Consider the following 11704-nt stretch of genomic DNA (forward strand, 5'->3'; position numbering starts at 1 on the left):
GCCGGTCGGTCAGTGCCCGGGGTCAGGTGGTGATGGTGGCCACCGGGGCGAGGCCGTAGGTGCGGGCGTAGCCGTTCTCAGTGCCGACCAGGAGGTCGACGACCTCGAAGTAGCGGTCCCAGAACGGGGTTTCGCGCAAGGCGTCGATGAGGAGCTGGTAGGCGTGGTGGTCGTCGGCCTCCCAGACCCAGACATCGGTGACCCGGGTCGAGTAGAACTCGGTGTCGTAGAACCGGGACCGGACGCCCGAGGTCCTGGCCTCGATGGCGGGCAGCACCTGCGTGGTGAAGGCGTGCAGGCGCTCCTCGACGGTCAGGGCCAGCCACTCGGGGGTGGTCCTGAGCAGCATGAACGCGGTGACCGGGGGCGCGGCGGGGTGAGCGGTCATCAGGAGGCCTCCAGGACGGCGGGTGCGAGGGTCTCGGTGCACCAGCGGGCGAAGCCCGTGGCGGTCGGATCGGGGGTGACGCCGCCGTCCAGGCCGGCGTCCTTCGCGCGCTTCATCTCGACCACGCCCCGGGCGAAGCGGGGCTCCAGCCCGTAGCCGAGCAGCTCGGCCTCCAACTCCCCGTACGGCTGCTGTTCGTAGCGCACCGGGCGGCCGAGCTGCTCGGTCAGGATGCGCGCGCGGTCCTCGGGGGAGAGGAGCTCCGGACCGACGACCGGCAGGCTGCCGGTGCCCGTCCAGGAACGGTCCAGCAGCAGGCGTGCCGCAGCCGCCGCGATGTCGGCGGTGGCGACCAGGGGAGCGGGCAGCCCGGGGGCGACGGAGTCGGTGAAGACGCCCCGACCGACGATCGACGGGATGTCCTCCAGCAGGTTGTCGTAGAACGAAGGGCAGGCCAGGGCGCGGTAGTGGACGCCCGATCCGGCGATCAGGTCGTCCATCGCCAGGGAGGCGGTCACCAGGCCGGCCCGGTCGGCGAGCGGCGTGCCCCGGCCGAGTGCGGAGACACCGACCACGTGCCCGGTGCCGTGGGCGGCGAAGGCCTCGACGGCGGGCCGGGTGAAGCCGAGGTAGGCGTCCTCGGGGGTGCGGGAGCCGTCCGGCGGCACCAGCCAGAAGACGGCGTCCGCGCCGTCGAGGGCACGGTCCAGGACGCTGCGGTCCCCGTGCGAGCCGGTGACCACCTCGACCCGGTCCCGGACGGCGGCCGGCAGCCGCCCGGGGTCGCGGACGACCACCCGGACGGGCTCCTCGACGGCAGGGGCCAGCAGGAGGGTGAGCAGGTGGCGGCCGATGTGCCCGGTGGGAGCGGTGATGACGATCATGGGATTCCTCGCGGTTCGGGTGCCAGCCGATGCGGTCCGGCACGCCTCTCATCCTGCTGACGGCGGAGGTGATGCCACAATGGGAATGTCAGCAAGCAATCATTGCTCGGAACGGAATGATGCAGGTGGAGAGCACCGGTCCGGCCATCGACGCCAACCTCGCCGTCGCCCTGGACGCCCTGCTCGCCGAGCAGAGCGTGACCCGGGCCGCCGCCCGGCTGCACACCTCGCCCGCCGCGATGAGCCGTACGCTGGCCCGGCTGCGCCGCATCCTCCAGGACCCCCTGCTGGTCCGGGCCGGTCAGGCGATGGTGCCCACCCCGCGCGCCCAGGAGCTGCGCGAGGAGGCCGCCGCCGTGGTGCGCAGCCTCGGCGCGCTGCTGAGTCCGGGCGCGGGAGTCGACCCGGCCGGGCTGAGCGGCACCTTCACCCTGCAGACCGCCGATCTGGTCGGCTCGGCCCTCGCCCCCGGGCTGCTCCGGTTGGCCCGGCAGGAGGCACCGGGGGTCTCGTTCCGCATCCTGGCCGAGGAGTTGGAGGCCGGGCCGGCCCTGCGGGACGGCCGGATCGACCTGGAGGTCGGGTCGATCGACCACGTCGATCCGGAGACCCGGGTGGAGCCGCTCACCGAGCTGCGGATGGTGGCCGGCGTCCGGCCCGGACACCCGCTGGCCGAAGGGGAGTTGACGCCGGCCCGGCTGGCCGGTGCCGAGCATGTGGCGGTCAGCCGGCGGGGCCGGTTCGGCGGGCCGTTGGACGCCGCCCTGGCGGAGCGGGGCCTGCGCCGCCGGGTCGCCGTGGTGCTGCCCGGCCACCTGGCGGCGATGGCCCTGGCCGCCCGGAGCGACCTGGTCTGCCTGGTGCCCGCCGCCCTCCCCGGTGACGCCCCGTCACCGCTGACCCGGGAGGCCGAGGCGTTCGGGCTCCGTCTGCTGGACCTCCCGTTGCCACTGCCGCCGCTCGCCATCGGCATGGCCTGGCACCCCCGGCACACGGCGGACGGAGCCCACCACTGGCTGCGCCGCGCCGTCCGCCGGGCCTTCCACGCGCCGTCAACTTCCTGATCACGACAGGGCGGTGCGCGGCGGCAGTGGACACAGGGGCTACGGAGGGGCGGCGGAGGCGGGTGCCGGCCGGATCACGGCCAGAGGTCCGCGCCCCGCCCGGCGACCACCGCCCCGATCCGCGCGATCAGCTCGTCGGCCGGCACCCCGTGGACCTGCCGGCCGCCGCGCAGCCGGACCGCGACCGAGCCCTCCGCCGCCTCCCGGGCCCCGATGACCGCCTGGTACGGGACCCGGCGGGCCCGACGGATCCGGGCCCCGAGGCTGCCCCGGTCCGGTGCGGACAGTTCGGCGCGCAGCCCGGCGTCCAGGCAGCGGGCCACCAGCCCTTCCGCGTCCGGGAGTTCGGCTGCCGAGAGCGGCAGCACCGCCAGCTGGACGGGCGCCAGCCAGGTGGGGAAGGCACCGCCGTGCTGCTCGATCAGGTGGGCCACCGCCCGCTCCACGCTGCCGATGATCGCCCGGTGCACCATCACCGGGCGGTGCGCCGCGCCGTCCGGCCCGGTGTACTCCAGCCCGAACCGCTCGGGCTGGAGGAAGTCCACCTGCACGGTGGAAAGGGTCGACTCGCGCCCTGCCCCGTCGGCCACCTGGACGTCGATCTTCGGCCCGTAGAACGCCGCCTCGCCCTCCGCTGCCTGGTACTCCAGGCCTGAGGCGTCCAGCACCTCGGTCAGCAGGGCGGTGGCCCGGCGCCAGTTCTCCGGCGCGGCCACGTACTTGCCGCCGGGGCCGGGCAGCGAGAGCCGGTAGCGGGCCGGGGTGATGCCGAGGTCCCGGTACGCCCGCCGGATCAGCTCCAGCGCGGCCCGGGCTTCCTCGGCGACCTGGTCGAGGGTGCAGAAGACGTGCGCGTCGTTCAGCTGGATCGCCCGGACCCTGGTCAACCCGCCCAGCACGCCCGAGAGTTCGGACCGGTACATGCCGCCGAGCTCGGCCATCCGGAGCGGCAGGTCGCGGTGACTGCGCGCACGGGAGCGGTAGATGAGCGCGTGGTGCGGACAGAGGCTCGGCCGCAGCACCACCTGCTCGCCGCCCAGCTCCATCGGCGGGAACATGTCCTCGGCGTAGTGCGACCAGTGCCCGGAGATCTCGTACAGCTCGCGCTTGCCGAGCACGGGGGAGTAGACGTGCCGGTACCCGGCCCGGCGCTCGGCCTCGCGGACGTACTCCTCCAGGGTGTGCCGGATCACCGCGCCGTCGGGCAGCCAGTACGGCAGCCCGGCGCCGATCAGCCGGTCGGTGTCGAACAGGTCCAGCTCACGGCCGAGCCGGCGGTGGTCGTGCTGCACGGTGGTCTCCTCGCGGTACGGGGTGCCGAGTACGGCGCCGCGACGGAGCGGGTGACCACACGGCGAAGCCCCGGGGCACTCGCCCCGGGGCTTCGGACTCAGGTCGTGGGTCAGCGCGCCGGGACGTACTCCGGCGTGGTCGTGCGGAAGAGGTCTGCGCGCTTCATGCCACCGACGCTAACACCGGCGCACCGTCCGGGCCGAACGGTTTTCCCGGTGACCGCGCGCGGGTCAGACGGCGGCGGTGACCACGATCTCCACCCGGACGTCCGGGTGGTAGAGCGCCGCCTGCACGGTCGCCCGGGCCGGCACGGCACCGGCCGGCACCCAGGCGTCCCACGCCTCGTTCAGCTGCGCGAACTCGGCGATGTCGGCGAGGAAGATCTCCGCGCGCAGGATCCGGGACTTGTCCGAGCCGGCCTCGGCGAGCAGCTTGTCGATGCTCGCCAGCACCTGCCGGGTCTGCTCGGTGGTGTCGGCGGAGAGGTCACCCGCGACCTGGCCGGCCAGGTACACGGTGCCGTTGTGGACGACCGCCTCGCTCATGCGCGCGTTGCTGGCGATTCGCTGGATCATGGGGGACCTCCTGGAGGTGCGTGGAGCTCGATCGTCGGAGCGCGCTGATCATAGGGGCGGCCCGCTCCGGGCGGCGACGCTGTCCGAATGGAGAACAGCTGCCCGCGCCCGTCCGTCCTCAGCGCCCGTCGGGGACCACCGGGGACGGGACCACGGGGGACGGGACCGACGGGGACGGGGACGGGGCCGGCAGGACGAGCAGCACCTCGAAGCCGCCCTCGGGCCGGGGGCCCGCGGTCACCGTGCCCCGGTAGACCCGGCTCCGCTCCCGCATCCCGATCAGACCGTGACCGGTGGTGGCTCCGGCTGCGGGTCCGGCAGTGGATCCGGTGGCGACTCCGGTGGGCGATCCGGCCGGTGCCGCGCCCGCGCCGTCGTCGGCCACCCGGACGGTGAGGTCCTGCGGCCGGTAGCGGACCGAGACCGTGACGGTGGCCGGGCCGGCGTGCTTGAGCACGTTGGTCAACGCCTCCTGCACCACCCGGTACGCGCACAGGTCCATCCCCGGTGGCAGGGCGAACGGCTCACCCTCCCACCGGAGTTCGGCCGGCACGCCCGCGCACCGGACCCGGGCCAGGAGCTCCTCCACCCGCCCGAGCCCGGGTGCGGGGCCGCCGTCCGGCTCCGCCCCGTCCCCCTCCTCGGGCCCGAGCGGCCCGATCCGCAGCAGGGTCAGCATCCGCCGGAGCTCCTCCAGCGCCTCCCGGCCGGTGTGCGCGATGGTGTCCAGCGCCCCGCGCGCCGCCTGCGGATCGCCCTCGAAGACGTACGAGGCGACGCCCGCCTGGAGTGAGACCACGGACAGGTGGTGCGCCACCACGTCGTGCAGCTCCCGGGCGATCCGCACCCGCTCCTCGGTCAGCGCCTCGGTCACCGCCCGCGCCGCCCTGGCCTCCTGCTCGGCCTCCAGCTGGCGCGTCAACTCGGCCAGCCGGAGGCTCCGTTGGGTCGACTGCCAGGCCGTCCGGCCCAGCCGCACCACCCCGACCGGGAACACCACCGCCTGCACCAGCACGGCGGCCATGTTCGACTGCTCCCAGTAGATCAGCCCGGCCCCCACCCAGGCCGCGCCGACCGCGACCGCGGCCCGCCCGGCCGTCCTCGGCGGCGTGGTGGTCGCCACCGTGTACAGCGCCAGGAGCACACCGGGGGAGTTGACGACCGGCCAGGTGCCGAGGAGCATCGAGGCCACCCACAGCACCAGCATCACGGACAGCACCCGCACCGGTGCCCGCCGCCGGGCCGCCAGGGACGCCCCGATCAGCACCGTCAGCACCGCGCCCGGGGCGTCCAGCGCGTGCCAGGCACCGGGCTCCGGGTGCAGCGCCAGCAGCACCCCCGCCGTGATGTGCGCCACCGCCACCGCCAAGTCCGCCAGCAGCGGCCAGTGCGCCCATGCCGAGACCGAGGCCGGCCATCCGTGCGCCCGTCCCGGTACGTCCCGCCCCAGCCATCCTCGTCGCGCCAGCACCGGCGCAGCCTATGCCGCTCGCCCGCGCGTTCCAACAGCGGCCCGGGCGGACTGGCCCTGACCACCCCTCAGGGATCGACCGCGGCGGCACCGGCGGGCGCGGCGGGGGCCCGGTGACCATGGGAGGTGCCGGGAGTCAGTAGGCTGCCAGCATGACCGAGGTTTCCCGTTCCGTCCGTGTCCGTTTCGCACCGAGCCCCACCGGCATGTTCCACGTCGGAGGTGCCCGCTCCGCCCTGTACAACTGGGCGACGGCGCGACAGCAGGGCGGCACCTTCGTCCTGCGGATCGAGGACACCGACGCCGCCCGCAACAGGCCCGAGTGGACCGACGGCATCATCAGCGCCCTCGCCGCCATCGGCATCCACGGCGGCGACCCCGCCTTCGAGGGCCCGTACTTCCAGTCGGCCAACGCCCCCGCGCACCGCACCGCCGCCGAGAAGCTGTACGCGGCCGGCCGCGCCTACCACTGCGACTGCACCCGCGAGCAGCTCGCCGAGCGCACCGGCTCCGCCCAGAGCGGCTACGACGGCCACTGCCGCGAGCGCGGCCTGGAGTACGCCGAGGGCCGCGCGCTGCGCTTCCGCACCCCCGACGAGGGCACCACCGTGGTGGTCGACCTGATCCGGGGCGAGCCCGCCTTCCCGAACTCGGCGATCGAGGACTTCGTCATCGCCCGTGGCGACGGCAGCCCGGTCTTCCTGCTGGCCAACGTGGTGGACGACGTCGAGCAGGGCGTCACCCAGGTCATCCGGGGCGAGGAGCACCTCTCCAACACCCCCAAGCAGCAGCTGCTCTGGGAGGCGCTCGGCGCCACCCCGCCGGTCTGGGCCCACCTGCCGGTGATCGTCAACGAGAAGCGGCAGAAGCTCTCCAAGCGCCGCGACAAGGTCGCCCTGGAGGACTACCTGGCCGAGGGCTACCTGCCCGAAGCCCTCGTCAACTACCTGATGCTGCTCGGCTGGGGCCCCAAGGACGACGTCGAGATCCGCCCCTACGCGGAGATCGAGCAGCTCTTCCGGATCGCCGACGTGAACGCCGCCTCGGCCTTCTTCGACGTGGCCAAGCTGCGCTCCTTCAACGGCGAGTACATCCGAGCCATGGAGGTCGCGGAGTTCACCGCCGCCTGCGCACCGTGGCTGGCCGCCGACCGCGCGCCGTGGGCCGCCGAGGACTTCGACGCCGAGGCGTTCGCCGCGCTGGCGCCGCTGGCGCAGTCCCGGATCGCGCTGCTCTCGGAGATCACCGAGCAGGTCGACTTCCTCTTCCTGCCGGAGCCGGTGCAGGACGAGACCTCCTGGAACAAGGCGATGAAGGCCGGTGCGGCGGAGCTGCTGGCCAGCGCCCGCACCCGGCTGGCCGAGGCCGACTGGACGGCGGAGTCGCTCAAGGCGGTGCTGGAGGCGGTCGCCGCCGAGCACGGCCTCAAGCTCGGCAAGGCCCAGGCCCCGATCCGCGTGGCGGTCACCGGGCGGACGGTCGGCCTGCCGCTGTTCGAGTCGATGGAGGTGCTCGGTCGCGAGCGCACCCTGGCCCGCCTGGACGCGGCCGGCGCCCGCCTGGCGGCCTGACGCACCCTCAGGGGCCGTGCCCGCCCTCCGGGGTGGGCACGGGCCCCGGGCCGTCCTGACTCGGTACCCTCGGCAGCGTGAAGACCCGACCGGACGACCTCGGTGACGACCGGCTCCGCACCGGCCTGCGCGCCTACGGCATCGAGGCGGCCTCCCTCGCCTACGCCCCCGTCGGCTTCGGTGACCACCACTGGACGGCCACCGGCACGGACGGCCGCCGCTGGTTCCTCACCCTGGCCGACCTGGACCACAAGAGCCACTGCGGGCCCGATCCGGATGCCGCGCTGGCCGGCCTGCGCGCGGCAATGTCCACCGCCCGCGCCCTGCGCGGCCTCGGCCTGCTGGTCGCGCCGTCGGCCACCCCCGACGGTGAGACCGCGCTCCGGCTCTCGGCGCGCTACGCCCTCAGCGTCTTCCCGCACACCGACGGCACCCCCGGCGGCTTCGCCGACCGCCTCACCTCCGCCGACCGCCGCCTGGTGCTGGACGCCCTGGCCCGCCTGCACACCGCCGCCCCGCCGCCCGGCACCCCCGTGCACCACCCCGGCCTCTCCGACCGCCCCCGCCTCGACGCCGCGCTCGCCGCCACCGCCACCCCCTGGACCGGCGGCCCGCACGCCGAGCGCGCCCGCGCCCTGACGGTCGCTCACCTCCCCGACCTCCACCGCGCCCTGGACCGGCTCGACCGCACCGCCGCCACCCTCACCGGCCCCACCGTGGTCACCCACGGCGAACCGCACCCCGGCAACCTGCTCCGCCACCCCGACCACGTCCTGCTGGTCGACTGGGACACCGTCGCCCTCGCCACCCCCGAACGGGACCTCTGGCTGCTCGCCCCGACCCCTGACGACCTGGCCCGCTACACCGCCGCCACCGGCCATCCCGTCGACCCCGGGGCCCTCGCCCACTACCGGCTCCGCTGGGCGCTGGAGGACGTGGACGCCTACCTCCACTGGTTCCGCAGCCCGCACGCGGACGACACCGACAGCCGGGACTCCTGGGCCGCCTTCAGCGGCACCCTGGCCGAACTCCCGTCCCTGCTCGACTGATCCGGCCAGGGGCTGTGGCGCCGCCGAACCCGCGGACCTCGCCGAACTCGCGGACCTCGCGGACCTCGCGGACCTCGTGGCCGATCTGATCGAGTCCGGCTCGGGGCCGTCCGCAGCTGCGCCGAGGTGACCGGCCCGTCCCCGGACGGCCACCGGTGGTGTGACCTGCTGCTGGTCACCGCCGATCGGGCCACCGCACTGCACCTCGCGCTCGGGGACTGACCGGATGGCGTCGGCGACCGTCAACCGCCCTGCGGCGGTGCCAGGATGACCACCTCCAGGGTGCGCGGGCCGTGGACGCCCTCGACGCGGTCGAGTTCGATGTCGCTGGTGGCGGACGGGCCGGAGATCCAGGTGAGCGGGCGGGTCGGGTCGAGCAGCGGGAGCGCCCGGGGGACGGAGGCGACCACCTGATCCGGGCGGACCACGCAGACGTGGTGGTCGGGCACCAGGGTGAGCGCGCGCCGGCCCTGGCCGGGACCGGCGTCCAGGACCAGGGTGCCGGTCTCCGCGATGGCGAGGGTGCAGGTGGTGACCACGCTGTCGATCTCGTCCAGCCGTCGGGGCGTCAGCGCACCTGCGCCGTCGGGGAGCCGGGTGACGGGGGAGTCGGCCAGCCAGGCGGCGGGCAGGCCGTCCGGGACCGCCACCGTCCGGGTGCCGCGCTCGGTGAGCAACCGGGCGATCAGGGACGGGAGTTCGGGTTCGGAGCAGCGGTGCACCTTCGCCCGGTAGTCGCCGAGGTTGGCGGCGAGCAGCCCCAGCAGGTCGGTGTCCGGTGCCAGGTGGGAGGTCCGGTAGTTCCGCCGGAGCGGGACGGGCTCCTCCGGCGGCACGTCCGCGAGGGCCGCCCGGATCCGGGCCAGCACCACGTCCCTTGAGGAACCCGTCACCGCTCTCCCTCCGCGCGCCTGTCCCACCACACCCGGAACGGCTCGGCCGGTACCGCTGGAAGATCCCGCTCCGCGCTCCATGCCCCGGCCGCCCCCGGCAGCGGCACCCGCCGGGGATGCAGCTTGCGGGTCGCCGAGGCGGCGCGTTCGGCGGCGCTCAGTACCGCCGGGTGGTCGAGCAGCCAGCTCGCCGCCCGCATCGCGGTCCGCTCCATCCGGTGGCCCGGCCCCTCGTCCACCGCCCGCTCGCGCAGGTGCACCAGGACCTCGGGGATGTCGATCGCGACCGGGCAGACCTCGTAGCAGGCCCCGCAGAGCGAGGAGGCGAAGGGCAGCGATGCCTCCAACTCCCCTGCCACGCCCTTGAGCTGGGGCATCAGGATGGCCCCGATCGGCCCGGGGTAGGGCGATCCGTACGCGTGCCCGCCGGCCCGCTCGTACACCGGGCAGACGTTCAGGCAGGCCGAGCAGCGGATGCAGCGCAGTGCCTGGCGGCCGACGGTGTCCGCGAGGGTGTCGGTCCGCCCGTTGTCGAGCAGCACCAGGTGGAAGGCGGACGGGCCGTCGCCGTCCGAGGTGCCGGTCCACATCGAGGTGTAGGGGTTCATCCGCTCGGCGGTGGAGGAGCGCGGGAGCAACTGGAGGAAGACCTCCAGGTCCTGCCAGGTCGGCACCACCTTCTCGATCCCGACCACCGAGATCAGCGTCTCGGGCAGGGTCAGGCACATCCGTCCGTTGCCCTCCGACTCGACCACCACCAGGGTGCCGGTCTCGGCGACCATGAAGTTGGCTCCGGAGACACCGACCTCGGCCCGGAGGAACTTCTCCCGCAGGTGCAGCCGTGCGGCCTCGGCCAGTTCGGCCGGCCGGTCGGTCAGGCCCTCGGGGGCCGGGCGGCCCCAGTCGGCCATCCGCTGCTCGAAGATGTCGCGGATCTCGGCGCGGTTGCGGTGGATGGCGGGTACCAGGATGTGCGAGGGGCGGTCGTCGCCCAACTGGACGATCAGCTCGGCGAGATCGGTCTCGTAGGCGGTGATGCCCTCGGCCGCCAGCGCTTCGTTCAGGCCGATCTCCTGGGTGGCCATCGACTTGACCTTGACCACCTCCCGCTCGCCCGTGGCCTTCACCAGCTCGGCGACGATCCGGTTGGCCTCGGCCGCGTCGGCGGCCCAGTGCACGACGCCCCCCGACGCCGTGACCCGCTCCTCCAACTCCACCAGGTGGCGGTCGAGTTCGCGCAGCGTGCGGTCCTTGATCTCCTTGCCGGCGGCCCGCAGCTCGGCCCAGTCGTCCAACTCCGCGACGGCCGCCGCCCGCCGGTCGCGGATGGTGTGGGTGGCGTGCCGCAGGTTGGCGCGCAGCCGCTCGTCCCGGACGGCGGAGCGGGCTGCCGTCGGGAAGGCGGGCATGCCGAGGAAGGTGCCGCTCACCGGGTGGCCTCCTCGTCCGCCGTGCTCGCCAGGATCTCGGCCAGGTGCACCGTCCGGACCGGATCGCCCTGCCGCGCGATCAGCCCGTCCAGGTGGAGCAGGCAGGAGTTGTCGGCCCCGCAGAGGTAACGGGCCCCGGTGGCCACGGCGTTGGCCACCTTGTCCCGGCCCATCGCGACCGAGACGTCCGGGTTCTTCACCGCGAAGGTACCGCCGAAGCCGCAGCACTCCTCCGCGCCGGGCAGCTCCCGCAGCTCCAACCCCCGTACCGCCCGCAGCAGCCGCAGCGGCCGGTCGCCGAGCCCGAGCGCCCGCAGGCCGTGGCAGGACGGGTGGTACCCGACGGTGTGCGGGAAGGACGCCCCGACGTCCTCCAGCTTCAGGACGTCCACCAGGAACTCGGTCAGCTCGTACACCCGGGGTACCAGGTCCGTGACCTCGCTGGGGAGCGGACGCCCCTCCTCGGCGGCCTTGGCGGCGATCCGGGGGTAGTGCTCGCGGATCATCGCCGCGCAGGAGCCGGACGGCGTCACCACGTGGTCGTAGCCGGCGAGCTCCCGGGCCGTCCGCCGTACCAGCGGCTCGGCCTCCCGCCGGTAGCCGGAGTTGTACTGCGGCTGTCCGCAGCAGCTCTGCCCGGCGGGGAAGTCGACCTCGACGCCGAGCCGTTCCAGCAGCGTGACGACCGCCCGGCCGGTCTCCGGGCGGAGCGCGTCGTTCACGCAGGTGACGAAGAGTGCGACGCGCATGGCGGCGACTCCCTCCTCCTGGTCCTGGGTATTGGCCCCCTCTGACGCTGGATCATGCCAGTTCGCCCGGCACCGTGGGGGGAACGGTGCCGGGCGAGGCGGTGCAGTATCGGGGTTCAGCGGGCCCGGAAGGAGCGGAGCCGGAGGCTGTTGGTGACCACGAAGACGGAGGAGAAGGCCATCGCGGCGCCGGCGATCATGGGGTTGAGGAGTCCGGTGGCGGCGAGCGGGACGGCGGCGACGTTGTAGGCGAAGGCCCAGAAGAGGTTGCCCTTGATGGTGGCGAGGGTGCGGCGGGAGAGGCGGATGGCGTCGGCGGCGGTGCGCAGGTCGCCGC

The 11704-nt window shown here is 74.4% G+C and carries 11 protein-coding genes and 1 pseudogene; 3 read left to right on the forward strand and 9 right to left on the reverse strand.

The features are described from left to right. Positions 1–22: 22 nt before the first annotated feature. Positions 23–388, reverse strand: coding sequence for a darcynin family protein (locus ACIRBX_RS23845; protein ID WP_402299198.1), 366 nt, complete (start codon positions 386–388; stop codon positions 23–25). Further along, positions 388–1272 carry an NAD(P)H-binding protein gene (locus ACIRBX_RS23850; RefSeq protein ID WP_402299199.1) on the reverse strand — a complete coding sequence of 295 codons (885 nt, stop codon included), beginning with the start codon at positions 1270–1272 and terminating at the stop codon, positions 388–390. Before ACIRBX_RS23850 ends, ACIRBX_RS23845 begins: the two co-directional genes overlap by 1 nt. Positions 1273–1388: 116 nt before the next feature. On the opposite strand from ACIRBX_RS23850, the gene ACIRBX_RS23855 reads away from it, so the two are divergent. Next, on the forward strand, positions 1389–2336 hold the full coding sequence (locus tag ACIRBX_RS23855) for a LysR family transcriptional regulator (protein WP_402299201.1): 948 nt from the start codon (positions 1389–1391) through the stop codon (positions 2334–2336). Positions 2337–2410: 74 nt separating this feature from the next. Here the strand turns inward: ACIRBX_RS23855 and thrS are convergent, their stop codons facing one another. The 3 genes from thrS to ACIRBX_RS23870 form a co-directional block, all read right to left on the reverse strand. Next, a complete protein-coding gene (gene thrS / locus ACIRBX_RS23860) occupies positions 2411–3628 on the reverse strand; it encodes a threonine--tRNA ligase (protein WP_402299202.1) in 1218 nt (405 codons plus the stop codon). 231 nt (positions 3629–3859) lie between these two features. Beyond that, the gene (locus ACIRBX_RS23865) at positions 3860–4204 is read right to left on the reverse strand and encodes a RidA family protein (RefSeq protein ID WP_402299204.1); all 345 of its coding nucleotides are present in this window, start codon (positions 4202–4204) and stop codon (positions 3860–3862) included. 118 nt (positions 4205–4322) lie between these two features. Continuing rightward, a complete protein-coding gene (locus ACIRBX_RS23870; protein WP_402299206.1) occupies positions 4323–5675 on the reverse strand; it encodes a sensor histidine kinase in 1353 nt (450 codons plus the stop codon). Positions 5676–5881: 206 nt separating this feature from the next. Between ACIRBX_RS23870 and gltX the strand changes: the two genes are divergently transcribed. Both gltX and ACIRBX_RS23880 read left to right on the forward strand, forming a co-directional pair. Continuing rightward, complete coding sequence (gene gltX / locus ACIRBX_RS23875; protein ID WP_402299242.1) at positions 5882–7246, forward strand: glutamate--tRNA ligase; 1365 nt, start codon at positions 5882–5884, stop codon at positions 7244–7246. A gap of 77 nt (positions 7247–7323) precedes the next feature. Then, complete coding sequence (locus ACIRBX_RS23880) at positions 7324–8295, forward strand: phosphotransferase (protein ID WP_402299208.1); 972 nt, start codon at positions 7324–7326, stop codon at positions 8293–8295. A 242-nt stretch (positions 8296–8537) separates the two neighbouring features. Here ACIRBX_RS23880 and ACIRBX_RS23885 read toward each other — a convergent pair whose 3' ends face one another. From ACIRBX_RS23885 to ACIRBX_RS23900, 4 genes and pseudogenes are all read right to left on the reverse strand, one after another. Then, complete coding sequence (locus tag ACIRBX_RS23885) at positions 8538–9188, reverse strand: lactate utilization protein C (RefSeq protein WP_402299210.1); 651 nt, start codon at positions 9186–9188, stop codon at positions 8538–8540. After that, complete coding sequence (locus ACIRBX_RS23890) at positions 9185–10618, reverse strand: lactate utilization protein B (RefSeq protein ID WP_402299212.1); 1434 nt, start codon at positions 10616–10618, stop codon at positions 9185–9187. The genes ACIRBX_RS23885 and ACIRBX_RS23890 overlap by 4 nt, the downstream gene beginning before the upstream one ends. Beyond that, positions 10615–11367, reverse strand: a complete 753-nt coding sequence (locus ACIRBX_RS23895) for a (Fe-S)-binding protein (protein ID WP_402299214.1) — start codon at positions 11365–11367, stop codon at positions 10615–10617. Before ACIRBX_RS23895 ends, ACIRBX_RS23890 begins: the two co-directional genes overlap by 4 nt. 116 nt (positions 11368–11483) lie before the next feature. Then, a pseudogene (locus ACIRBX_RS23900) lies at positions 11484–11704 on the reverse strand (haloacid dehalogenase); the annotation flags it as partial.

The organism is Kitasatospora sp. NPDC096147 (genome assembly GCF_044763225.1).
Taxonomy (GTDB): domain Bacteria; phylum Actinomycetota; class Actinomycetes; order Streptomycetales; family Streptomycetaceae; genus Kitasatospora.